We start from the raw sequence: 24,821 nt of genomic DNA on the forward strand, positions 1-24,821 counted from the left end.
GGAACAGTTCCCGAAGATGCGAAGCGATGAAAGCTGTGGCAACGCGCAGGCGCGGCGTGACCGCGCCTGCGCGACGCTTTAGTTCAAGCCCAGGATGAAGCGTCGGTTGGGCGAACGGACCGGGCGGGCATTCATCGGATAAAGTGCTGTGAAGCGCTCGATATCTGCCTGATCCACCTCGACCGGCTCCATTGCCACCATCCAGTCGACGCCCTCTGAGCAGGGCGGTGTCGTTAGGGATCCCTTATAAGTCCAGTAGCCGGGCGACGCCGGCAGGAGTCCGTTGGGATCGACATCGTCGACCGACACCTCCTCCCCTGTTTGCGCGGGGAAAGCGGCGGCAAGGCCGGCGAAGTTTGCATTGGCCCTACCGGGTGTCAGGAACACGCCGAGCACGCCGAGCTCATCGGTTCGAGCGTCCGCGTGCACAAAATGCGCTTCCATTGGAAATGTCCTGCCATCCACATGGTGCTCGCTCGGCGCATGGAAGTGGAACTGCAGCAGTTCGTAGACGCGGTCGCCAAGCCGCAGTGTGCTGCCTTCCGGCATGTTGATCTGGATCGTATGGCCGTTGTTCATGATCGTACCACGGCTCTTGTGCCAGCCGATTGCTAAGCGCGGAATATCTGCCCTAACGGCGCCGGCGATGTCGATCGGCGACTGCCGGGTGCCGCTCGAACAAACGAAATTATTCGGGTCCAGATCGGCCCAATGCTCTGGCCCTTCGCGGCCTTCATAGCCCCAATGGACGCTTGCCGCCCGCGCGGCCTCAGCGCAGATCGGGCATGCGCCCAATGCAATGAACCCTTTGATCAGGTTACGTCGATGCATATTGCTTTCGCTCCTTGATGCGAACCCATGTTTTTTCCATTTTCGGTCGGAACGATGCCGGCGGCCGGCAATGCCGCGACCGGCAATCGGCCAGGCCCCACAGGGGAGGATTGTGGGGGCCTGGCCGCGGAGGGCCTTTTTTACGCGGCCTTCAAGACTTCCGCCGACGTAGCGTTGAGCCGCTCCATGATGCTACGGGCACGCTCGACTTCCGCGGCGTCTCCGTGCGCGATGACGAGGAATTTGTCGGCCTTAACGGCCATCTCGTATTGGATGATGCTTTCCTTCGGCACACCGAGGCTGTAGAGCGCGGCGCCCAGGGCCGAGAGGCCTCCGACCACCACCGCGCCCTCGAGAGCGCCGACCAGAGCAGCCACAAGCGGGCCGCCGACCGCCAGCGGGCCGATCCCGGGCACCCAAAAGAAAGCCGCACTTATGAGCAGGCCCCACAGACCGCCCCAAAGAGCGCCCGTGCCACCCCAGAACTTCACGCGCTCGCCAGTCGTGTAAAAGCCGACGGGTTGCTCCTCGCTGTGATATCCCTTGCCGACGATCGAAAGCTTCTTCATGTCGAAGCCCGATCGCTGAAGGTCCTTGACGATCTCTTCCGCCCTCTCATGGCTGTTGAAGACGGCGATGACGGCATTGTCGTTTGACATGGCTTGTTCTCCTTCTCTGCTCTGCTTCGTCAGTTCGCACGGCCACCCGCCACGAACTGCTCACCCGAACCCGAGCAAGACACGGGCCAGACAGCTACCGCGCTGAAAAACAACAGGACTTTCATCCCATGCCGGCGCATTTGCGAATCCGAAATGGGGGATATGCACCGGTGGTGGTGGCGAACTCAGCCGTATCCGTTAGCCCCGGATCACTATTGCTGCGGGGCGTTCCTCCTCTGCAGCCCATGCCGCGCCATGCGGTAGCGCAGCGTTTCGCGCGTCATTCCGAGCCGCCGTGCAGTCGCCATCACATTATAGTGGTCTTGCTGCAGGGCCGCCTCGATGATCAGCTTTTCCATGGCGTCGAAGTTAATGGAGCCGTCCAGCGGCAGTCGAACGAAGTCCCCGGACTCCACCGGGGCAACGGTATCGCCTGGCCTGATCTGCAGCCATTCGGTCGGCAAATCCTCGCCTGTAGACAGGAGCACGGAACGCTCCATGACGTTGCGCAGTTCACGCACATTGCCGGGCCAGTCATAGGCGGCGAGCAGCTTGCGCGCCGATTCGGGGATGCGCCGCACCCGTTTGCCGGAGACGGCGTTGAACTCACGGATCAATTCCTCGATCAACTCGTCCAGATCTTCCTTGCGGGCACGCAATGGGGGCAGTTCGAGTTGGAAGACGCCGAGACGATGATAGAGATCCTCTCTGAACGCCTTTTCGGCCACGAGTTCACGGAGATTGCGGTTGGTGGCCGCGATGATCTGCACGTCGACGGGAATCATCCGCTCGCCGCCGAGCCGGCGGATGGCCTTGTCTTCGAGCGCCTTGAGAAGCTTCGCCTGCAGATCGAGATGCAGCTCGCCGATCTCGTCAAGCAACAGCGTGCCGTCGCTTGCCTGCTCCATCAGGCCGCGATGGCTGCCTTTGGCTCCCGTGAAAGCGCCGGCCTCGTGTCCGAAAAGCTCCGATTCAAGGAGCTCGCGCGGCAGCGCCGCGCAGTTCACCTCAATGAGCGGTCCGCCGGCGCGCCTGCCGCTGTGATGCAGGATGCGCGCCGCGAGGCCCTTGCCGGTGCCGGTCTCCCCCACGATCACAATGCCGCTCAGTGGCGCTTGACACAGACGAGCGAGCGTATCGCGCATCCGAGCGGCCGCCTCGCTGCGGCCGATGAAGGCGGCCGGGCTATAGCGGCCTCGCTGCTGGAATGTTTCGTCCGCAATCCTCCGCTGGGCGCGGGCGCCGCGAAATGCAGCGCCGACGATACGGTCGAGCCGATCGCGATCCATCGGCTTGGCCAGAAAGTCGAACGCCCCGAGCTGCTTGGCCCGTTCGGCGTCGGGTGCCTCGCCAAGACCGGTAAGAAAAATCCATTCGCGCTTGTCGCCCTCCTCGCGTGCGCGCTCCAGAAGATCAAGCGCATTGCCATCCGGCAGGTGCAGATCGGAAAGCACGACGAGCCCCTCATAGCCCGTGCCATAGACGAAGGGCTCGGCCTCGCGCAGGCTGCGAACAAGCCTTATCGTGCGTCCTCCCCGCTCGAAATGCCGCTTGAGGTCGATCCCGAACATGGTGTCGTCCTCGATGATCAGCAGTTCCTCACCCATTCGATCGGTTGCTCCATTCAAGAGCGGCGGCCGCACCGCCGGTTAGCTTAGTCAAGAGTTATATCGATGGAGCAGTGGTTGAAGTCCACCACAATGGTTGATCTGCCGACACAGCGCGGCGATAGCCCGCACGCGCCGCCTGTACCCTCTTGTTGGCGGTAGCGCAGTTAAGAGGTTGTTTGCAACGCTCAATTTTGGATGAGCAGGCCCCGGACGAAGGCCGCCCTTCTGGCCTGTTTCTTGAATGGGAGCCTCCGTAACTGCGTGGAGGACCGGCGAGCAGGAAGGAATTCGGGCTCGCTCTCCTCATCAAACCGTCAGGAAACGAGGAGAGCCAACAATGTCAGCCCTGTCAGACCTGCGCTCGCTGACATCCCAGCAGCGCAACGCCGTCGTCGCCAGCTTCCTCGGCTGGACGCTCGACGCCTTGGACTTCTTCATTCTCGTCTTCGTACTGAAATATGTCGCCGACGAGTTCGGGACGGATATCGCGAGTGTCACTCTCGCGATCACGCTGACGCTCGCGATGCGGCCCGTAGGCGCGCTCTTCTTCGGCTACTTCGCGGACCGGTTTGGGCGGCGACCGACCCTAATGGTCAACATCCTGCTTTACTCGGCCCTCGAATTCGCGTCGGGCTTTGCGCCGTCGCTGACGGCTCTGATCGTTCTTCGCGCGATCTACGGCATCGCCATGGGCGGCGAGTGGGGCGTCGGCGCCTCGCTCACCATGGAAACCATTCCGCCGAAGATGCGCGGCCTGGTCTCCGGATTGCTGCAGGCCGGATACCCGGCGGGGTATCTCATCGCCTCGCTCGTCTTCTTCCTGCTCTTCCCGCTGGTCGGCTGGCGCGGTATGTTCATGCTGGGCGCCCTGCCCGCGCTTGTCGTCTTCTACATCCGCTCGAAGGTGGAGGAGTCCCCTGTCTTCGTCGAGCGCCAGCACAGGATGCAGCGCGTCAAGATTTGGTCAACGCTGAAGCGGCATGCCGGCCTGTTCGTCTATGCAGTCCTGCTGATGACGGCCTTCAACTTCTTCAGTCATGGCACACAGGATCTTTATCCGACCTTCCTGGAAGTGCAGCAGAAGCTTTCGACGACCACCGTCGGAGCCATCGCCGTCATCTACAATATCGGCGCGATCCTGGGCGGCATAACCTTCGGCATGCTGTCCGAACGGATCGGGCGGCGGCGCGGCATCGTGATCGCGGCCCTGCTGGCCCTGCCCATCATCCCTCTATGGGTCTATTCATCCGGCCCCGTGCCGCTGGCATGCGGCGCATTTCTGATGCAGTTCGCTGTCCAGGGCGCCTGGGGAATCATTCCCGCTCATCTCAACGAGCTTTCGCCGGACGAACTGCGCGGCACCTTTCCCGGCCTGGCCTACCAGCTTGGCAACCTGATCGCGGCCGCCAATGCCACCATGCAGGCCGGACTCGCGGAGCATTTCGGCAACGACTATGCTTTCGCGCTCGCCCTCGTCGTCGGGGTTGTCGCCGTCTGCGTCGCGCTTTTGTCCGGCTTTGGCGTCGAGGCGAAGGGGATCGCATTCGGGAAGCAGGGCGAAATCACGCCCTCGAACCCCCTGCGGTCAGTGATGTCGCCGCCTGACGACGCCACCCATCTGAAGATCCGGTAGCTGGAGCCATCGGCGTGATCGCGGTGCTTCCGCGGTCGCAGGATGGACAAGTAGAGCTATGGTCGAAGTCCCGCTCACATCACCCCGCGTCCGAGGCGGCGCCGAGCTAGCAGCGCTCGGGGTCGTCTTCGGCGACATCGGCACAAGCCCGCTTTACGCATTGCGCCAGGGTGTCGCGGCAGCGCAAGCTGGTGGTGGAGCCGGCCAAGCGGAGGTACTCGGCGCTCTATCGTTGCTTTTCTGGTGTCTGACCATCGTGGTGACGCTTAAATATGTCCTGATCCTCCTTCGTGCGGATCACGATGGAGAGGGCGGCATCCTGGCCCTTGTCACCTTGCTGAAACCACGCCGGGACACCCACACGGGACGGCTCATGCTTTTTCTTGGTCTGCTTGGAGCAGCAACTCTGCTCGGCGACGGCGTTCTGACCCCGGCAATCTCGGTGCTGTCCGCCGTCGAGGGTCTGCAGGTTTTCATACCGTCTCTGAGCAAGCTGGCGATGCCGATCGCAGCTTTCATCCTCGTCGCGCTTTTTCTCGTGCAACGCATCGGCACCGAGTCGATCGCCCGCTTCCTTGGACCCGTGATGCTGGTATGGTTCCTGGCCATCGGCCTGCTGGGACTCCTCGGCATTGCGCACGAGCCGCGCATCCTTGCGGCGGTCGACCCGCGCCCCGGTCTCCAACTGCTCGTTGCGGAGCCGCGGTCGGCACTTGTAATCCTCGGCGCCGTTTTCCTGGCCGTCACCGGCGCCGAGGCGCTTTATGCTGATCTCGGCCAGTTAGGCAGACCGGTGATCCAGCGCGCCTGGTTCTGTGTTGTGCTGCCCGCCTTGCTGCTCAACTATTTCGGACAAGGGGCGTTGCTGCTGACGATGCCGCAAGCCCTCGAAAACCCGTTCTTCGCGCTTGTGCCCACAGCCTTCGGCATCCCGATGCTCATCTTGGCCACGCTGGCCACTATCATCGCCTCGCAGGCCATCATCACGGGCGCCTTCAGCCTGACGAAACAGGCGATCCAGCTTGGCTACCTTCCGCCCATGCGCGTGCGGCACACTTCGCGCCGGAACGAGCGGGACGTTTATATCGGTGAGACCAACGCGCTTCTCATGGTCCTCACCGTCTCGGTGGCCGTCGTCTTCGGTTCCTCCGCAAGCCTGGCATCGGCCTACGGCATTGCCGTATCGATCACTATGGTGGCGACTGCGGTGCTCTTTGTTTCCGGGCTCGATCGCTTCAGCGACTGGGCACCTAGGTGGCTCGGCGGCCTGGCGATATTGCTTCTGGCCATTGATCTCGGGCTGCTCGCGGCGAACCTCTCAAAGGTTGCCGATCGCGGCTGGCTCCCGCTCGGTATCGCTGCTTTCGTCCTATTGGTCATGTTGAGTTGGCGCCGCGGTCTCGACCAGCTTGCCGCACGGCAGGGGCGGTATGCGATGCCGCTGTCTGCTTTCGTGGCCGGGCCAGCCGCGACACGTGTCGTGGGCAAGACGGCGATTTTCCTGGCCCGTTCGGAGGGCATGGCGCCCTTGGCGCTCATCCTCCTCCGCGACCTGGTAGGGGTGAGATTCGCGTCGGTGGTGATCGTGACGGTGGAGGTCTCGCAACGGCCCCGCGTACCGTCCGCCGAGCGGACCACTTGCTCCCGTATCGGCAGGAAACTGACCCAGGTCTCCTTCCGCGTAGGATATATGCAGGACGTCCGGCTGCCGGCCATGCTGGGGCCTGTCCTGCACGATGCGGGGATCGACGCTGAGGATGCAATTTACCTTGTCGGAATGGAGCGAATGATTCCTACCGAGCGCGTGCGCAGCTTTCGCGACGTGCTTACCCACATCTCAGCGTTTCTGGCCCGAAATTGCGAACGCGACGCTGATCGCTTCGCTTTGCCGCAGAGCCGCACCATCATCATTGGGCGCAGTCTTGTCCTGAAGGAAGCGACATGACGAACCAGCGTCGCACCGCGCGGCATGTCTTTCTCTGCACTTCTCGGGCCGACGCTTCTTGTGCAAGGGATCGAGTGGAGCTGAGCGCCTACGGTTGATAGTCTTGGTTTTTATAGCGACTTGTTCCTCGCAATCAGCAGCGCTCAGGCAGTGCCGTGGTGTCGACGCAAACGAGCCGCGTCTCGTGGAACAGGCAATGGAGCTATCCGATGAAACATTTTGCTCTCGGGCATCGCATGTTGGAGCCACCTCTTTCTCATGTGCCCCTGCCTCGGCAGGTCTGCGATCGCGCGGGCGAAAGAAACGTTGAGTACATGGCTGGAGCAAACAAGCAGGCGTTTCGGTCGTGATGCAGAGACCGCCATTCCCGGCCCGGTTGCATCCGGCGTTGCTCCTGGCGCTGGGTTTCGCACTGCTCGTCTTGATCGCGGGGGCCTCGGTGTGGCTAGCCTTGGCCGAGCACATCGGGAGCGATCTGCGCCGTCAGCTTCTGCGCCTCGGTGATATCTCCGTTGCCCATGGTCTTGATCAATTCGTCGCGCAAACGTTGCGCCTCGTAATTGCCTTCCCTGGCGGCGATTTCGTACCAAACATAGGCCCAGATCGGATCCTTCTCGACGCCCCAGCCATGGGCGTAGAGCTGTCCAAGATCCTGCTGCGCCTTGGAATTGCCGCCATGAGCAGCCTGCTCAAGCCATTTGTGCGCTTTCGCGAAATCCTGCAGCGTCTCAGTTCCGTTGAAGTAGATTTCGCCCAGCTGGAATTCCGCGGCAGTCCAGCCTGCTTCAGCAGACTTGCGGTACCACTTCAGAGCCGTGTCTATCTTCTTCGGCACGCCCAGGCCGTACTCATACATGTCGCCCAGCCAGAAGGCGGCCTGCGGATTGTTATCTTCGGCCAGCGGCGTGAGGATCTTCAGCGCTGCGTCATAGTCACCCGCCGTCAAGGCGGCGACGCCGCCACTGACGGTGTCGTCCTTCGTGTCTGCCCGTGCCTCTATCATGCGGCTGATCTCGCCCTCGAGTTCGACAAACCGGGATTGTTGCTGGTCGGAAGCGGGTTCTGTGGCCAGATCTTCGACACTGTTGTGTATCGCCAGGATTGCGGCGGCCTCAGTTTTCGACACGCGATCAACCGCTTGATCCATGTAGTTTAACGATAATCCCAGTTCCTCCGCGGCCTGATCGACATCGTGCGTCGTGAACCGGGCGATCTCGGCATAGGAGAGATGCAATTTGGCCTCGATCAGATCCGCTTTCAGATCGGATTTCGTGCCGGCGCGCTGCAATCCCGCTGCGATATATTCCGCGCTCCGCTCCGAAACGGCCTTAGCCCTCTTCCAAAGCTCGTCCAGCCGCGAGGGCACGTCCTCCACGTTCGCCTCGATATCTGTTCTCAGGGACCGGGCCTTCGTCAGCATTGCTTGTGCGGCCCTACGTGTCTCTTCGTCTGCGTCCTGGGTCAGTTGATCGAGATCGCCGATCGCCGTATCAAGCTCGGCCTTCGCTGCATCGAAGGCGCCGGCCGCATATTTCTGCGCGGCCTGCCACAGCGATTGATGCGCTTGAGCCAGCGGCTCATGCGCCACGGCGGAAAGGTAGACAACATCGTCCTCCGCTGCCTTCAGCGCGGCATCGACTGCGAGGATATCCTTGCGCTGAAGCTCCTGCCGCGCTTCGGTAACGAGGCGTCGGGTGGCGCCCAGCGGAAGATCCACCTCCTTGTAGACAAGGGTCTCGCCGGCCGCCAAGAATTCGGCCATAGCGCCGTTCTTATCGTTCTTTTCGAGATTTGCCTTGGCCCGATCGATGTGCTGTCGCGCCTCCTCGACCGCCACGTCGCTGACCAGCCGCTCTAGACTGCTGTAGATCGGCACAAGATCGGGCATGACCTCCTCGGTGCTCTCATATTCCAGGTGCCTCCTCGCAACCCGGATTTGATCCTTCACAGCTACTGAGGGAAGCGAAGATTGGACCAGGTCCAGCAGGCCAAGAGCCTTGCCGAGCTCCTGGTCGGCCGCGGCGAAGTTCCTGTCTTCGACGTGTCGCCTTGCCGAGGTGATATGGCGCAAGGCTTGCGCGGCCGCTAACGAAACGGCGGCTTGACCCCCCGGTTGGTTGGGCGAATCCGCAACCGCGGCCGTATTTTCTCGAAAGGGCGCTGCCGCTGCCGGACCGACCAATGCCGTCGTGCCCATTAGGACAGCCAGAGCGAAAACGGATGAAGAGGCTGCGGCTGACTTCAGCGTATTACGTTGCATTGTACTTCTCCTCGATTGCGGCTGATGACGGATCCCATGCGGACCCGAATGCAGAAGGAGCAAGCCACACGCCAAAGGAAAAACCGTGATCTCTCAAAGGCATAGTCGAACCGCGATCGAAGATCGGCGTACCGTTGGTTCAAATCCACCGTGCTCCAAGTGCAAATCCACCGGACGCAAGTCGAGGCGTACCCGAAACGCTTTCGTCTCAACCCTTTGCATCATGGCATCGGACTTGCTCCAGGACATCCGACACGCAGGTTGCCGGACGGTGAACTCGACTGGCTGGCCAACTGAAACGCAGGACGCCTTCAAGCAGACGCCGAGCCAAGAGAAGCAACATGGACAAGAAGCATCAGATCAATTTCTGGTACCTCGCAATCGCCCTCAGCCTGCTGTTCCTGTTTCAGGGCTGGTATGCGAGCTGGAAGACTGTCGAACCGATGCCCTATTCGGAATTCCAGCAGTATCTGAGCGACGGTAAGATCGCCGATGTCGAGGTGAGTGACCAGCAACTCGCCGGCCAACTCAAGCAGCCGCTGCAGGACGGTCGCCAGTACTTCACCACCAATCGGGTCGATCCGGCGATCGCCAACGAACTCACGAAACATGGTGTGAAGTTCGCTGGCACGGTGCAAAACTCGTTCTTGGGCGACCTTCTCTCATGGGGCCTTCCCGTAGTCTTCTTCTTTGCACTTTGGGCTTTCTACGTCCGCCGCTTTGCCGAGAAGCAGGGGATCGGTGGATTGATGACGGTCGGCAAATCCAAAGCCAAGGTCTATGTGGAGCGCGACACGAAGGTCAGCTTCGCCGATGTCGCCGGCGTCGAGGAGGCGAAGGACGAACTCAAGGAGATCGTCGCCTTCCTGCGTGATCCCGCCACTTATGGCCGGCTCGGCGCGCATGTCCCGAAAGGCATTCTCCTGGTAGGTCCACCCGGCACCGGCAAGACGCTGCTCGCACGCGCGGTGGCCGGCGAGGCGGGCGTGCCGTTCTTCTCGATTTCGGGTTCGGAGTTTGTCGAGATGTTCGTCGGCGTCGGGGCGGCGCGCGTGCGCGATCTGTTCGAACAAGCACGCAAGGCCAAGCCGTGCATTATTTTCATCGACGAGCTTGACGCCCTCGGTCGCGCCCGCGCACCGGGGGGCATGTCCGGAGGCTTTGACGAGAAAGAGCAGACCCTCAACCAGCTCCTGACCGAACTCGACGGCTTCGACCCCTCGGAGGGTATCGTCCTCCTGGGCGCGACCAACCGCCCCGAGGTGCTCGATCCAGCGCTCCTGCGCGCCGGCCGCTTCGACCGCCACGTGCTGGTGGACCGGCCCGACCGGCCCGGCCGGCGCGCGATCCTCGAGGTCCATATCCAGAAGATCCGCAGCCTGGCCAAAGACACGAAGCTTGACCAGATTGCCGCGCTTACCCCCGGCTTCACCGGCGCCGACCTTGCCAACCTCGTCAACGAGGCGGCCCTGCTCGCAACCCGGCGCGGGGCAGCCGAGGTATCGATATCCGATTTCACCAGCGCCATCGAGCGCATCGTGGCCGGACTCGAGAAAAAGAGCCGTCTGCTCAACCAGCACGAACGCCGGATGGTCGCCTTCCACGAGATGGGTCATGCACTCGTCGCTGCCACCCTGCCCGGCATGGACCCTGTCCACAAGGTGTCGATCATCCCGCGCGGCGTCGGCGCGCTCGGCTACACGATTCAGCGGCCGACCGAGGACCGCTTCCTGCAGACGACCCGGCATCTCCAGGACCGCATGGCGGTGCTGATGGGCGGGCGCGCAGCCGAGCACCTCGTGTTCGGCGAGATATCCACCGGGGCCGCGGACGACCTCGGCAAGGTGACGGATATCGCCCGACGCATGGTGACCCGGTTCGGCATGGCCGACCACATCGGCCAGGTGGTCTACGAGGAGGATCGGCCCGCCTTCCTCGGCCAAGGACTTGAGGTCGCGAAGCGGAAGGACTATTCGGAGGCGACCGCGCGCGAGATCGACCTTGCCGTGCGCCAGCTTGTCGATCGTGCGTTCGAGCAGGCCGAAGCGATCCTTGTCGAACGACGGTCCGATCTCGATCGCGGCGCAGCCTTGCTGCTCGAACAAGAAACCATAACCGCTGCGGATTTCCCGCCGATCGCCGGCAGGACGCCGCCGGCCGAAGTAGCCCAAGACCCGAAGGCGGCCGCCGCATGATTGGCGCAGGCGAACGGCAGCTTACCGTTGGCCCTTCCGGAGCGGCGGCGGCATCCGGCTCGCCGCGACGCGCACGCAGCGCCTCCCCAAGGCGGCTGTTTCTTGGCGCGGCCTTCGTTGCCGCCATCGGCTACATCGATCCCGGCAACTACGCCACGAACATCCAGGCCGGCGCCGAACATGGCGACATGCTGCTCTGGGTCATCGTCTGGGCCAATCTGATCGCCGTGCTCGTCCAGCTGTTATCGTCCAAGCTCGGTTTGGCCACGGGATCGAGTCTTGCGGAGGTATTGCATGCGCACCTGCCACCCTGGGCCAACTGGGCCTACTGGATCCAGGCAGAGATTCTCGCTGTCGCTACCGATCTCGCCGAATTCGTGGGAGCCGCGCTCGGCTTCGAGTTGCTGTTCGGCGTCACCCTCCTCCAGGGAGCCATTCTGACGGGAATCATCAGCTGGGCCATTCTCTCGATCGAGCTGCGGGGCTGAAGCCGCTCGAACTGGTGATCGGCTCCATGCTGGCGATGGTTGCCGCAGTCTACGTTCTCGAACTGATCCTGAGCCATCCCGCGCCTATGGCGATCATCAGGGGCGCGGTCGTCCCGGAACTGGCAGGGGAAAAAAGCATCTACCTGGCAGCTGGCATCTTGGGCGCCACGGTGATGCCACACGTGATCTACCTGCACTCCGCGTTGAGCCGCTCGGATGCGCGGAGCTTCACCGCCACCTCACGCCGCAGCCTCTGGTGGTGGAGTCGCTGGGACATCGGCATTGCCATGACAGTCGCAAGTTTCGTCAATCTCGCCATGCTCGCAATGGCCGCGACGGTCTTCCATCCCGCCCACTCCAACATCGTGGAGATCGAGACCGCCTACAAGACGCTGGAGCCGCTGCTCGGCCCATTCGCGGCGCACATTTTCGGTCTTTCGTTGATCGTCGCTGGGTTGGCCTCGACCGTTGTTGGCACGCTTGCCGGCCAGGAAGTGATGCAAGGTTTCGTCGGCTTCCGGATTCCTCTCTTCGTCCGACGCGCGGTTACCATGGCTCCATCCTTCGTAGTCATCCTGCTTGGCTTCGACGTGACGCGGGTTCTCGTGCTGAGCCAGGTGATCCTCAGCTTCGGCATCGCATTGGCGCTGATACCGCTTGTCCTTTTCACGAGCCGGCCGTCTATCATGGGCGATCTGGTGAACCGACGAGCAACCATCCTTCTCGGGTGGGTCGTCGTTGTTGTCATCGTCGCCATGAACATCGTTCTGCTGGCGACCATCTTATGACCAGAACTGATTGCACGGCTGATCCGCCGCAGCCCAGTCCGACAAGGTGTCGCAAAAATCGGTAATTGGTCAGTTTGAAATCTCAGCCCGATCACAATAGGCTTTTTTTCGCATGCCATGTTTAGACCGTGACCGACAAGCACTCCAGAAGCGAAGGAGGCGAAAACGCCAATGAAGCGTGAGCCTTACACCAAGCGGTCGGCGGCGTGACCGTTCTTGCGTCTATCAAGGCGTGGGCGCGAAGCGTTAAACGGGACGTGGTGGCGCTTTGGATAGCCGCGCGTGATCCGCGCGTGCCCTGGTATGCGAAACTGGCGGCTGGCGCGGTTGCCGCCTATGCGCTCAGTCCAATTGACCTGATACCCGACTTCATACCGGTGCTTGGCTACTTGGATGAAGTGATCATGCTTCCGCTCGGCATCCTGCTGGTGGTAAATCTCATTCCCGCACCGCTGATGGATGAATTTCGACAAGATGCTATCCGCCGCGAAGACCGCCCGAAAAGCGTCAGCGGCTTGGCCGTGATCCTCGCAATCTGGTTGTCCGTCGCGGCATGGCTGGTTTTGCTATTCTGGCCTAATCGGGCGGGCTGAAATTTCAAATTGACCCACTACCCAAAATCACGTCGCTTTGCTCCAACCCCTGCAATTGAATGCATACATAGGAGGGAAAACGATGAACGAACGCGGCGGCGGACATTCCCCTCCATCCAGACGTGCGGTAGTGACGCAATTGCTTGGCGGCCTTGGAGCGGCGGCCATGTTCCCGCAAGTCTCCTGGGGTCAGGGTGCATCACATGAATCACAACGGCCCCGAACCGACGCAACATTCGTCTTTGCCGCCGACGTGCACGCTTGCCGCATGGCCAGCGGCCTGAGCCCTAATTGCGCGAATGAGGGCAAGACGGACGCAAACCTCCTTCGCCACATTGCGGCGATCAATCGCATTTCAAAGGAGAGTTGGCCGGAGCAACTTGACGGGGCCGCGACGCGGCTTATGGGTGCGGGGCGCAAGATCGCCGAGCCGCTCGGCGTGATCATCGGGGGCGACATGACCGACGACGGCGGCGGTCAGGTCGCGATACCCGGCGAGGGCTCGCAGCTTCGCCAGTTCAGCCAGCGCTACCAGCAGGGTGTCGGTCCCGACCGTATCCATTTTCCGGTTTACACCGGTCTTGGCAACCACGACCTGGATCAAGACGGCCCAAAACCTCAGGTCGACTGGTATCGACGAGAACTGCGGGACTATGTCGAACTCAATCACCGCCCGACGGTATTTTTCAAGCCGCCGGTGCCGGTGTCAAATTACGACGTTGCGTCCGACAGTTACTCGTGGGACTGGGGCGGACTCCATCTGATCCAGGCGCACCGCTTCGCGGGTGACACCACGAAAGGCGCACTCAGCGGCCTGCCCTGGCTCAAGAACGACCTCGCCACCTACGCTGCCGACCGCAGGCCAGTCGTGCTGTTCCAGCATTACGGCTGGGACCAATTCTCGACGGAACGATGGGATCCGGTCAGGCGGACTTTTGACGAGGATGGGTCCGGCCCGCCGCATTGGTGGAGCGATGCAGAGCGCCAAGCACTCTATTCGGTTATCGCGCAATACAATGTCATAGGCATTTTCCACGGCCATCAGCATGAGACGGCCATGATCTATCGACGCGGCACATTGGATCTGTTTAAGCCCAAAGCCGCGTTCATGGGCGGCTTCGCCGTGGTGCATGTCGCGGACGACTATTTGGACGTCGCATTCGCCGAAGCAGTTGGCGGCGATGGCGAGGTCAAGTTTACCAACGCCTTCAATAGCCGCTCAGGTAGCTGAGGCGCCGCGGTGCGGTGACAGCCCCTTGAAAAACTCAACGCGGGCCGCGCAGCAAACAGGCTCTGCGAAAACGCCGCGCAATCAAATTGCGCAACAGGCCCCATACGCGACAATTGACCGTTTTCCTTACACATTGTTAGGCCTCTCCCATCGAGGCCCCGGAGAGCGGCAAACATGTAAGGAAAATATGTTAGCAAATCTATTGCCAGGAAAACGGTACCCGAGAAATATCCTTACATGAAGATTGGATACGCCCGGGTCTCTACCGCCGATCAGAATCTCGACATGCAACGGGACGCGCTCAAGCGCGCCGGCTGTAAGAAGATTTTCGAAGAAAGGAAGTCCGGCAAGGCGGGAAGCAAGCGTCCAGAGCTGGAAGCGGCCCTCGCTTATCTCAGGCCAGAGGATATCCTGGTCGTTTGGAAGCTCGACCGCCTAGGCCGTTCCTGGGTGGAAATGATGCGCACGATCGATAAGCTGCGCGCCGATGGCATCAAGTTCCAAAGCCTGACCGAGGAGCTGGACAGCGAGAGCGCCCAAGGGCGCTTCTTTTTGCAGATCCACGGTGCCATGGCCGAGTATTTCCTGGACCTCAATCGAGAGCGCACCATGGAAGGCCCCAAGGCCGCTCTGGCGCGCGGCCGGAAAGGTGGCCGCAAGCCCAAGCTCACCGAGGATGACAAAAAAGCCGCCAGGGCGATGCTGGCTGCCGGTGACATCTCGGTGGCAGAAATCGCGCGTCGGTTGGGCATCAGCCGTGTGACCTTCTACGACTACTTCCCACAGGCACGGATGAAAGCGAAAGCGGCCAACATGATGGGTTCACCGGTTCGCGAGGAATAAGCACGGGAGGGTTGGCTCTTCCGCCATGGGCCGAAGATCTACCGATCACTCGGGAGAATATGGCCGCCAAGGGTGGGGAGCGACCCGATCGCGAAGGTCCTCGAACGAGCAAGGAACGCCATGAACCGTCGTTGCTGAATGGACCACCGGATGACGCGTTCGGGGCCGTTTGCTGCCCGTCCGGTTCTGGCCGAGGAATTGGGCAGGCCGCCGTTCAGCTGACGGCCCCGTTGCGGTCGTTGATCACTCGGAGCGACCGCTCTGAAAGCAGGCGTTGCGGGCGGCTGGTGGCAGCATGGATCACACTTATCGTAGAAAAGGCGCAGAATTGTCGCACGTTTTGGGAATTTCTTGCGACCACCCAACCTAGTTTGAGATCGGAATCCGATAGATCGTTCCATCGCCCCAAGCGGCGGTGAGCAAAGAGGCCCCGTCAGGAGCGATTACCAAGCCGACCGGGCTTCGCAGCCCGTCCGCGACGGCACGGGATTGTCCATTCGGCAGAATTTCCCGCACGGTCGTTCCGCCATAATCTACCACGAACACGCGGCCGTCTTTCGTCATTGCTACGCCAGGGCCGGGCGTGCCGAACGCCTCGCCGGCGTCGATGCGCGTGTCATCCGGGCGCAGGATCGTAACCCCGCCGCCGATGTTGGACACGACATAGCCATTGTCTGGCGTCTGGACCACCCCGACCGGCGTTTGCAAGCCGTCGATGACGGGTTCCAGATCGCCATTCCCGGTCACGGTGAGGATCTGGTTGGTGCGGCGGTTGGCGATCAGCAGCCGGCCTGACCTGTCGAAACTAAGCCCGGCGGGCGTCGCAAGGCCGCTCACATGCACGCTGCGTTCTCCTGCCGGCGTGAAACGATAGACCTCATCGCGCGAATAGGATGCAACGTAGATCGTGCCATCGGGGCCGATCGTCAGGCCGGAAGGACCGGAAAGCACGTCCGCGAAGGTGGTGCGATTCCCGGCAGGGTCGATGCGTGAGACGCGGCCGGCGCCCCATTCCGCCACGAATAGGTTCCCCGCAGCGTCGAAGGCCATGCCGACCGGCGAGCTGAAGCCGTCCCAGAGCTTTTCAGGCGTGGCCGGGTTTGCGTTTGCGGCAGTCGGAGCTGCAATCGGGGAGCCGGAAATCGCGACGATTGCGAGAGCGCCGGCAGCAGTCAAGGAGCGAAGAAGGTTCATCATGCCGCTTCCCCCTGCTGGACGGGAAACCGGGCGGCGAATACTTCCTTCGCCGCAAACAGCCCGTTGAGTGCCGCAGGAAAGCCCGCATAGATCGCCATTTGCATGACGATTTCAGTGATTTCGTCCTTCGTCAGTCCGACATTCAGGCCCGCCTCTATATGGACCTTTAGTTGCGGGGTTGCGGTTCCCATCGCGGTTAGAGCCGCGATGGTGGCGATTTCGCGGGCGCGCAGATCGAGGCCAGGACGGCTGTAAATGTCGCCAAATGGAAATTCGAACACGTAGCGCGCGAAGTCGGGGGCGATATCCGCCAGAGCGGCAATGACATTGTTGCCGGCTTCGCCGTCGATTTCAGCGAGCGCTCGCTTGCCGCGCTCCAGCCGGCTTTCGCCGACGTTGGGGGATTGGTGCGTCATAGTCTTTCATCCTCTGATCCTTGCCGGCATATCCGGCAATCTTGGTGTCGAGGACGAGAAGGCAGGCTTGCAGTTCGGCCACCTGCGCGCGGACACGCTCGCGATGCTGTTCGAGCAACGCGCTGCGCTCCGCTTCCGTGCCGACGCCGCGCTCCCGCAAGGCCGCGTATTGCAGCATTTCCCGGATAGGCATGGCGGTCGTTTTCAGACGGTCGAGAAATTCTATCCAGATCAGGATTGATGCGTCGTAGTCACGTTGGCCCGATCGGTCCCTGTCGGCATGGGGAAGCAGCCCGATCCGCTCATAGTAACGGATAGTATGGGCCGACAGTCCCGAACGCTTCGCCAGTTCGCCAATCTTCATGAACGCCTTCTTTCGTCACGACGCACGGAAAGCTACAAGTTAGAGTGCACTCTAAGTCAAGAGGTGGTGCCGCGGAAATCCTAAGATTCGCGACAAAACTCGGAAGCGCTGATTTCGGGGCACCCTGTCGCAGAAGTCAGCGCAAAAAATCGAAGTCGCGCGAGACTTTTGCGACATCTAAGAACAGCGCCTTGTGTCAGCTTTCCTTCACCCGGCATAAAACCGGCCAGACCGCTCTCCACACCCCTCCCGGTCATTTCGCGCCGAAGAAGCGATCATTCCAAGTAGCCCGGCAGGAATCGACCCCATCTTTGCCGTTCGGGCCGCTTCCGCCGCCGGAACCTGCCGTTCGTTCAGTGCTCGCCGGACGAAAGACCGGGCCGTAACCAGACCGGCAGGTCAAAGTTGGCGAATTCCAGAAGCGGACCTTCAGCGGAGCTATAGGTGCGCTCCAGTGGGAAAGAGAACGGCTTGTCATAAAAGAACATTGAAAGTCAGGTAGGTAAGGGTGTGATTGGTGGAGCCAAGCTGCTTCCACTCTGGTCGTCGCTGATGCAGTTGGCAGTGCCTGCCCTCCCGCTAACCAGCGCTGCTTTCGCCAGGGAACTGTGCTTTCCTCGCCTCGCGGTACGGAAACCTGTTTCTGATCTCCTTGTTGAATACTTGCCCCTTGCGAAGGATTGCCGGAAGGCAGTGTAAATTTCTGGCGGCACATTCACGTAATAGTATCGCTTGCCGCTGGCGACGAACCAGACCGCCAGCGTCCGCGTAACCGGGTCATATTCAGCCTTGCGTATTGAAGTCGAGGGCATGTCATAGTTCGCGAAGGGCTTCACACACCAACCCTCGCTGCCCACCGAAGTTCCCGGGCGACGGCCTCTTGAGCCATCGCGCTTCTGCAAATGGAGGTCGGGGCTGGTCAGGCCTCGACGGAAGATGCCGCATGTGCCTCGGGCGCCTCTCCTTGCTTCTCGACTTGCAACGACGGCGGCCATCTGAGCAGCGCCTGATGGCCTGCCGGAGTGAGCTGGTAAACGCCGCGCTCGATGCTGACGAACCAACCATAGACGTTCCGGCGCGGGATCTTGTAGGCATTCGGCAGATCAGGCCGCAGGTCTCGTGGCCGCCTCGGGCCATCGGCCAGAGCTGCCGCGCACGCCAAGGCCTCCTGCCGATAGGCCGTCATGATCGGGTTTCGCGAGCCGCCGCCGGCGACCGGATCCCCCTGGCGGCGCTTATGCTCGTCGACCAGCCGGGAACGCCGTTTAGGATCGCGACGCGGCAAAGGAGCAGCCGGGCTGAGCAATACCTCCACATCGTCAGACGCAGTGACGCCGAGCAGGCCTATTCCGAGGCGGCGGCACAGATTTCGAAACCGGACATCACTCTCTCGGCCTTTTCCGCGAGCCGACATCCTTGCCACCAACCAGACTTCATCGGCGGCGGCCATTCGGTCGACGCCCTGCAGCACGAGTTCCAGATTGAACTGAAGCTTGAGTTCGCACACGACCACAACGGGCGGGGAGTCTCCGCTCACCGCCAACAGATCGCATCCGCCGATTTCCCCCTTCACGGTAAAACCGAGGCGTTCGAGAAATTGTTTCACCGGTGCGTAGAGCGAAGTCTCAAACATGGGTCAGTCGATGGCATCTTCGGTCCCTCTACTTCCAGCGACTGCGCATCCGGGCCCCGAGATCGACACGGATGTCAGGTCTTGCCGCTCCGGGCCTGCTTTCGCGGCGATCCGTCCACGCCACCTGCTGGAAACTCGGCAGGATCGAAGTGGGGATGAAGCGGGTGCGCGACGCATAGACGTGGCGATCGCCACGCGATGCCTGGCCATGTGTATAGAAGCGCTGCGGCGTGATGAGATGCAGGCTGTCCTTTGCCCTAGTCATTGCCACGTAAAGAAGCCGGCGCTCCTCTTCTATATCAGCCTCCTCGCCAGTCGCGAGGTCGATGGGAATGCACCCATCCACCGCATTCAGGACGAACACGCTTTTCCATTCCTGGCCCTTCGCCGAATGGATGGTCGAGAGGATCAGATAATCCTCGTCGAGATGCGGGGGACCGGCCTGGTCGCTCGTCGCGTCGGGTGGATCGAGCGTGAGATCGGTCAGGAAGCGTTCGCGCGAAGGATAGCCCGCAGCGATCTGCTCGAGCTGCAGGAGGTCCGCACGACGCGCTGTCGCGTCCTCATGAATGCGCTGGAGATGCGGCTCATACCACAGGCGAACGCGCTCAAGTTCGGCAGGCCAGGATGATCCTGTCCGCAAACCGGTGAAAAGCTCGACGAAATCCGGCCAGTCCGCTTCGGCTCGTTGCGGGATGCGGGCGGCCGAGAGACCGATCACGGCATCCAGCGACTGCCCCAAGGTTTCGATGATGTTGCCAGCCGTTGATGGTCCCACGCCCGGCAAAAGCTGGAGAACGCGAAAGCCGGCCACGCGATCACGCGGATTTTCCGCGAAACGGAGCACAGCCAGCATGTCCTTGACGTGCGCAGAATCCAGGAATTTGAGGCCGCCGAATTTCACGAACGGGATGTTTCGCCTGGCAAGCTCGACTTCAACCGGACCGCTGTGATGCGACGCCCGGAACAGAACCGCCTGCGCCTTGAGTGCGGTTCCAGCTTCCCGCTCGGCCAGCACCGTCTCACAGACAAAATTTGCCTGATCGGCTTCGTCTCGCACCGTGACGACCCTTGGCTTTTCCGCCGACCTGCGCTCGGTCCACAGATTCTTGGTGAAGCGCTCGGCGGCCTCGCCGATGACAGCGTTCGCCGCCGCAAGGATCGCGTCGGTCGACCGATAATTCTGGTCAAGCGTCACAACTTCTGCCGGACGGGCAAACTGGCGCGGGAATTCCAGGATGTTGCGGACCTCCGCGGCCCTGAACGAATAGATCGATTGGGCATCATCGCCAACTACGGTCAGACCGGCGCCATCCGGCTTGAGGGCAAGTAGGATCGATGCCTGAAGCCGGTTCGTATCCTGGTACTCATCGACCAGGATGTGATCGAAGTGCGCGCCGAGATGCTCCGCGATTGCCCCCTCCTTGGCCATCTCGGCCCAGTAGAGCAGGAGGTCATCGAAATCCAGCACGCTTTCGGCCTGCTTGGCCTCGACATAGCCGGCAAACAGCTGCTTCAGCTCCGCGGTCCAGTTCCGGCACCAGGGAAAGCTCCTGCGCAGGACCTCGTCCAGCGGCTCCTGCGAATTCACCACGCGCGAATAGATGGCAAGGCACGTGCCCTTGGCCGGGAAGCGGCTTTCTGTCCTGGAGAGGCCAAGCTCGTGCCGAACGAGGTTCATCAGGTCGGCCGAATCCTCCCGGTCGTGGATCGTGAAGGCCGGATCCAGGCCGATATCCGGCGCATAGTCTCTCAGCAATCTCGCGCCGATCGCATGGAACGTGCCAGCCCAGTTCAGTCCGTCGGAGACAATCAACGCCTTGTCGCCCAGCACCTCGGCGGCGATCCTCTCCACCCTGCGCGTCATCTCCGCCGCAGCGCGCCGCGAAAAGGTCATCAGCAGAATGCGCCGCGGATCGGCGCCATTGACGATGAGATGCGCAACACGATGCGCAAGCGTGTTGGTCTTGCCTGATCCGGCGCCGGCAATGATCAGCAGAGGCCCGGCGATGGCGCCGCCGCCATGTTCGACCGCGGTCCGCTGTCCGGCGTTCAGCTTGGCCAGATAGGGTTGCCGGAAATTTGAATCACGCGCTGCGATGTTCATCCCAGCATGGAGCATTGTTTCTGTTTCGTTCGCAATCCCTAGTCGATAGGATTGACCACCTTGGACCCCCACCGACGCGCCGGACGCTCGTGGAACGCTTGCAAACAATCTGTTGCACCATGACGGATCAATCGTCTCAAGGCGAGGCATAGGCCCTCAACATGACGACGGCTGTGGTCGCCTATTCGCCGCGCCCGCCGGGATTTGCGTCTTTCGATGCCGGTGACCGGAAGGCGTCATCAACCGCGTCAGATCCGATGCCTTCACGATGTGACTCCGGAGGCATGATAAACGCCAAAGCGGCTCGTGAGCGCTTCAATCCAGCGCGCTCGTTGCGCCCTATACGATTCCCCACGCGCGGAATCGTCCTCTGCCCGTCATCTCGCGCAGGCGGAGGTCGCCGACGAGATTGAGTGCGCCCTGTTTCGAGACCTTCAGCGTCTCCTGAATCATGGCGGTGGAGACGAACGGACGGGAGAGCACAAGCTCGACGAGACCGGGAAGCCTGGAGCTGGCGCGGCGATTCCGCAACCGACGTTCCATCTGAGCGTGCGCCAGCATCAGCCGATCGTGCTCTTTTAGTCCGGCGAGCGCCGCCTCGCACATGACGTCCAGAAGGGCCAACAGGCGGTCGGTGCGGATTCGTGCGCAACGGCGATCACGGGGAACCTTTTGGGCGCCGAGGTGAAGGCAGGTGAGATAGTTGGTAGTCACGCCTTCACGACGCAGCAGCGCCGCAACAAGGAGCGGCCCGAGCCAGCCGGCGTGCTGCAGCACCTCGATCTGGGCCCATGACTCCAGCAGGAGTGCAGCACGAAGGACAGTCGGCAACTCGCGCGTCTGGGTAGCCATCGCCTGCCACTCGGCAAGGCGCGCGTCCTCATCCCAGTCGAGATCGTAGATCAGCGATGGACGCTCCGCCGGCCCCATCTTTCTGACGTGGGCGCGCTCTGCACCGTCAAGCACCTTCGTTGAACGCTCAAGCACTGCATCGATGGCGGCTAATTCCTCTGCGAGCAGATCGTCCTCCTGCTCTGAAGTCTCTCCGGCCTCGACATTGGCTGCGAGAGCCCCTTCCCGGACGCCTCGCACCTCCTCCACCGGAGGACCCCGGCCCGTCAACCGGCGCAGGCCCTCCCCGCTCAGTGCCCAGTCGGGTGCACGGGTAAATATTTGACGGCGGGCGCGAAGGACCGCATGCGCCCGGGTGAGTTCGTGAGTCGGAGTTCGGATGTCCATGTGGGCATCGTGGAGGACGAGGTCCTCCACATGGACTAGCTCGCCCTCGATCCAGAGTGCGGCTGCTGCGTCCGCGAAATGTTGGCGCTCGACGAAGCCATCCCGTACCGGCGAACGGGCCAGCCGCTCATCCAGGCGGGACAAAACCTCGGTAGCGCGGACGACGCGCCCGATCAAAGTTTCAAGGGGCAGTTTGCCAATATCGTAAGTCATTGTTTTGACTGTAGCGGATTCGCTATCGTCAAGCTATATCGTTGTTAGGTTGACTTGCAGCGGGGTCGTTATTTCGAGGCGCTATCCGTCGGTTACGATGAATTGCCGGCCGGGGTTCGCGTCCCTCTGTGATAGGCGGACTGCCGGCAAACGCGCGCTGCCACGCTTTTATGCGTTTAGTTTGGCACACCTTTTATCGTTACAAAAGCCCGGAAACAGCTCAAAACGACAAATGCCAGCCCTGCCCTCGGCACCCGGCTCATTGGTTATACCGTGTTCTCGACTCGAGACCATGCACCTGATCCCCAGGGCAACGAACTCCATCCGGCCGGAGGCCGTGTGGCCTGGCAGGAGCACGGGCTCTGGCGGCCTGCTTTCCGGCCTGCCCTCAAGAGATGCTGGCCAGCCGCCTTCCCAATGAACAAGGGCATTGTCGCTGCCTAAGGAATTGGGGCGCGCAGTCGGACGTTAGGAGCGCTGGCCCGGCAAACATCGGCATCCAGCTGTTGGGCTTTCTTTGGCATATGGAGGTTCAATGGGAGCGGTTTGCTGCGCCCGTTCATGCTTGTTGGTCTCTGCCTTTTGGCCCCGGTAGGAGCGGTCTCACGCGCTCACATCCTGCTTATGGACATGCCTGCTCAACGAGGGCCTGGACATCAAGGTGTTATAGATGCCTGCAGAGCAGCGCTCAGAGGCGAAATCGGTGCCGAAACAGGTCGCAGCCTCCGCTATGCCCGCGACATTGGGGTTCGGGCGCCTGATGCCGAGCTGTTGATAACAGCGCGAGCGGCCGGACCGTGCGGTGTTCCGCCTCCGCCCTAAGTGAGTCGCGCCTTTCGTTGGGCCAGGAACCGCATTTTTTGATCCGATCCCCTCCCCCCCTCCCCTGCACTACGGTCGTCCGCAACCGCGTTGTCCGAAGACATGCCTGAAAATGCTGGTTTTCATGAGACGCGCCAAACCGCACCTGGAGGCGGTCGCACTAGCACGTTCCCTCGCCGGCTCATGCGCCCGTGAACTCTCTTTGGCGTCCGGGGAAGACCGGATCGCGCCCCGGTGGCGGGCAAGGGAATTGGTCATGAGCAGAAGCCGCGCTGGCGATATCCATAGTCGTGGTTGGATCGGCATCGCAGGTCCCCTCTCCTTAACGGTCGGACTTATTGAAGTTCAGGTATGTGCGTCGGTGGCGAAGCAATTGGTCACTTTTCTTGCCCAATCCGGGCCGCTGAATGGCTCCCAGCTAGGCAACGACCTCTAGGCCCTCACCTTTGCCCAGCGAAACGGCAAAATGCGCTGCGGCGCGATGGATCCGTGAAGGATGACGCTCACGAAGGCATTGCTTGCGGTTTGGCGTCAAAGCGCTGGGTGATCGCCTATGATGACCACGTTTCCTGCGTGCTGCTGGGATCGTCCAATTCAGTCAATTCGCGCAGATGAAGCGGCAGCGATTAGGCGATACGCGCAAACCGACGGGACGCCGAGTTGTACGTGTGCAACCGGTTCACACGCTCTTAGGGCAGCCAAGGCCGCAGGAAGGGCAGAGCATCAGAGGATTGCAGGAAATGCGTGATCTTCAACCAATTTTGCCCCCCCACGGGCTTCGTAAGCACTCAGCTGCTGGCGGACCAGCGATTGGTTCTGCGAACGGCGCGGCGAATGCATGTGCCGGTGGTGTGGTGGGAGTTCTTCGGCGATGGAACGCAGGGCTCTCCGCCCGATGGTGCTGGTCGGTTGTACATGTGCAACCGGTTCACATGTTCTCACGAGCAGCCAAAGCGGCGGGGAGGACGGAGTATTGGAGGACTGCCAGGAAATCCGCGAACTTCAACCAAGTTGCCCGCCGGGGCTTCGCAAGCGTCCGGCAACCAGCGACTGGATTTGCACACGGCGCGGCGGATGCATGTGTCAGCGACGCGGGGTTGGGAGTTCTTCGGCGATGGAGCGCAGACCTCTGTGCCGGATGGTGTATTGGTTGGTTGTACATGTGCAACTTGGAAGCAAGAGATCTCGCCAACTTGTCGACCGAAACCAGGTGAACCTCGGTTGTACATGTGCAACTCGCCAATAGCAGCCCCGGCAGACCGCGCTCGCAAAATGACGCCAGACGCCGCGAAATCCCTTGGCCGTTATGATGGTCGGCCCCGGGGGAGGGGGGTGGCTCCCGCGATTGCGAATACAAGAACTGTCTACGCATTGGCCGCGGCTCGGCGTGGGCGGGATTGCTTACTGAAACTCTCAAAGAAGGGGAGGCAAATTGACACCTTTCGACAGTCGAATCTCAAACTGAGCGTCCATCCCTTGTTCGTGTTGCCGGCAGCGGCCCGGCGACAATGTCCGCACATTGATCAGCAGGTGAGACGAGCCTGTGCCGCGATTGCAAGATTGCTTGCAAAAAAGAGCCGCCGCCACTGCGAGCAAGAAATTGCCGAAGGGGAATTTGCAAATCGCAGTTTGTGGCGTTGTTAACAATTGCTTAACTTTAAAGCGTTTGCCAAGCGCGCCCGAATCTGGCCAATTGGATCAGCGCATTTTTTGCGTGGGCGTCAAAATAAGCGCAGATATCCGGGAGCAAGTAG

General features: G+C 61.4%; 17 protein-coding genes and 1 pseudogene. 7 read left to right on the top strand and 11 right to left on the bottom strand.

Annotation, left to right across the window (positions count from 1 at the left end; all coding sequences use genetic code 11):
- Positions 1 to 78: 78 nt before the first annotated feature.
- The 3 genes from ABVK50_RS33005 to ABVK50_RS33015 form a co-directional block, all read right to left on the bottom strand.
- Positions 79 to 831 (bottom strand): carbonic anhydrase, encoded by a 753-nt coding sequence (locus ABVK50_RS33005; protein WP_353646504.1) that lies wholly within the window; start codon positions 829 to 831, stop codon positions 79 to 81.
- A 140-nt stretch (positions 832 to 971) separates the two neighbouring features.
- Positions 972 to 1,490, bottom strand: coding sequence for a hypothetical protein (locus tag ABVK50_RS33010; protein ID WP_353646505.1), 519 nt, complete (start codon positions 1,488 to 1,490; stop codon positions 972 to 974).
- A gap of 212 nt (positions 1,491 to 1,702) precedes the next feature.
- Positions 1,703 to 3,097, bottom strand: a complete 1,395-nt coding sequence (locus ABVK50_RS33015; RefSeq protein WP_353646506.1) for a sigma-54 dependent transcriptional regulator — start codon at positions 3,095 to 3,097, stop codon at positions 1,703 to 1,705.
- Between the two features lie 340 nt (positions 3,098 to 3,437).
- Between ABVK50_RS33015 and ABVK50_RS33020 the strand changes: the two genes are divergently transcribed.
- Both ABVK50_RS33020 and ABVK50_RS33025 read left to right on the top strand, forming a co-directional pair.
- Positions 3,438 to 4,733 (top strand): MFS transporter, encoded by a 1,296-nt coding sequence (locus tag ABVK50_RS33020; RefSeq protein WP_353646507.1) that lies wholly within the window; start codon positions 3,438 to 3,440, stop codon positions 4,731 to 4,733.
- 58 nt (positions 4,734 to 4,791) lie between these two features.
- The gene (locus tag ABVK50_RS33025; RefSeq protein WP_353646508.1) at positions 4,792 to 6,678 is read left to right on the top strand and encodes a KUP/HAK/KT family potassium transporter; all 1,887 of its coding nucleotides are present in this window, start codon (positions 4,792 to 4,794) and stop codon (positions 6,676 to 6,678) included.
- Positions 6,679 to 7,123: 445 nt separating this feature from the next.
- Here ABVK50_RS33025 and ABVK50_RS33030 read toward each other — a convergent pair whose 3' ends face one another.
- The gene (locus tag ABVK50_RS33030; protein ID WP_353646509.1) at positions 7,124 to 8,938 is read right to left on the bottom strand and encodes a YfdX family protein; all 1,815 of its coding nucleotides are present in this window, start codon (positions 8,936 to 8,938) and stop codon (positions 7,124 to 7,126) included.
- A 341-nt stretch (positions 8,939 to 9,279) separates the two neighbouring features.
- Here ABVK50_RS33030 and ftsH point away from each other — a divergent pair, with 341 nt between their 5' ends.
- The 5 genes and pseudogenes from ftsH (at position 9,280) to ABVK50_RS33055 (ending at position 15,076) form a co-directional block, all read left to right on the top strand.
- The gene (ftsH, locus tag ABVK50_RS33035) at positions 9,280 to 11,133 is read left to right on the top strand and encodes an ATP-dependent zinc metalloprotease FtsH (protein ID WP_353646510.1); all 1,854 of its coding nucleotides are present in this window, start codon (positions 9,280 to 9,282) and stop codon (positions 11,131 to 11,133) included.
- A gap of 95 nt (positions 11,134 to 11,228) precedes the next feature.
- A pseudogene (locus ABVK50_RS33040) lies at positions 11,229 to 12,409 on the top strand (Nramp family divalent metal transporter).
- Positions 12,410 to 12,615: 206 nt separating this feature from the next.
- A complete protein-coding gene (locus ABVK50_RS33045) occupies positions 12,616 to 13,002 on the top strand; it encodes a DUF1232 domain-containing protein (RefSeq protein WP_353646511.1) in 387 nt (128 codons plus the stop codon).
- Positions 13,003 to 13,084: 82 nt separating this feature from the next.
- Complete coding sequence (locus ABVK50_RS33050; protein ID WP_353646512.1) at positions 13,085 to 14,233, top strand: metallophosphoesterase; 1,149 nt, start codon at positions 13,085 to 13,087, stop codon at positions 14,231 to 14,233.
- Between the two features lie 237 nt (positions 14,234 to 14,470).
- Entirely contained in the window at positions 14,471 to 15,076 is a 606-nt protein-coding gene (locus tag ABVK50_RS33055) for a recombinase family protein (protein WP_353646513.1), read from the top strand.
- Positions 15,077 to 15,442: 366 nt separating this feature from the next.
- On the opposite strand, the gene ABVK50_RS33060 is transcribed toward ABVK50_RS33055, so the two are convergent.
- The 7 genes from ABVK50_RS33060 to ABVK50_RS33090 all read right to left on the bottom strand — a co-directional run bounded on the left by ABVK50_RS33060 (position 15,443) and on the right by ABVK50_RS33090 (position 22,245).
- Entirely contained in the window at positions 15,443 to 16,273 is an 831-nt protein-coding gene (locus ABVK50_RS33060; protein ID WP_353646514.1) for an NHL repeat-containing protein, read from the bottom strand.
- Positions 16,270 to 16,689, bottom strand: coding sequence for a carboxymuconolactone decarboxylase family protein (locus tag ABVK50_RS33065; protein ID WP_353646515.1), 420 nt, complete (start codon positions 16,687 to 16,689; stop codon positions 16,270 to 16,272). The genes ABVK50_RS33060 and ABVK50_RS33065 overlap by 4 nt, the downstream gene beginning before the upstream one ends.
- Complete coding sequence (locus ABVK50_RS33070) at positions 16,625 to 17,053, bottom strand: MerR family transcriptional regulator (protein ID WP_353646516.1); 429 nt, start codon at positions 17,051 to 17,053, stop codon at positions 16,625 to 16,627. Before ABVK50_RS33070 ends, ABVK50_RS33065 begins: the two co-directional genes overlap by 65 nt.
- A 494-nt stretch (positions 17,054 to 17,547) precedes the next feature.
- On the bottom strand, positions 17,548 to 18,048 hold the full coding sequence (locus ABVK50_RS33075; RefSeq protein ID WP_353646517.1) for a KTSC domain-containing protein: 501 nt from the start codon (positions 18,046 to 18,048) through the stop codon (positions 17,548 to 17,550).
- Positions 17,973 to 18,686 carry a DUF2161 family putative PD-(D/E)XK-type phosphodiesterase gene (locus tag ABVK50_RS33080; RefSeq protein ID WP_353646518.1) on the bottom strand — a complete coding sequence of 238 codons (714 nt, stop codon included), beginning with the start codon at positions 18,684 to 18,686 and terminating at the stop codon, positions 17,973 to 17,975. Before ABVK50_RS33080 ends, ABVK50_RS33075 begins: the two co-directional genes overlap by 76 nt.
- Before the next feature lie 28 nt (positions 18,687 to 18,714).
- Positions 18,715 to 20,793, bottom strand: a complete 2,079-nt coding sequence (locus ABVK50_RS33085; protein ID WP_353646920.1) for an ATP-dependent helicase — start codon at positions 20,791 to 20,793, stop codon at positions 18,715 to 18,717.
- A 339-nt stretch (positions 20,794 to 21,132) separates the two neighbouring features.
- Positions 21,133 to 22,245, bottom strand: coding sequence for an RHE_PE00001 family protein (locus ABVK50_RS33090; protein WP_353646519.1), 1,113 nt, complete (start codon positions 22,243 to 22,245; stop codon positions 21,133 to 21,135).
- Between the last annotated feature and the right edge of the window lie 2,576 nt (positions 22,246 to 24,821).

The organism is Mesorhizobium sp. WSM2240 (assembly GCF_040438645.1).
Taxonomy (GTDB): domain Bacteria; phylum Pseudomonadota; class Alphaproteobacteria; order Rhizobiales; family Rhizobiaceae; genus Allomesorhizobium.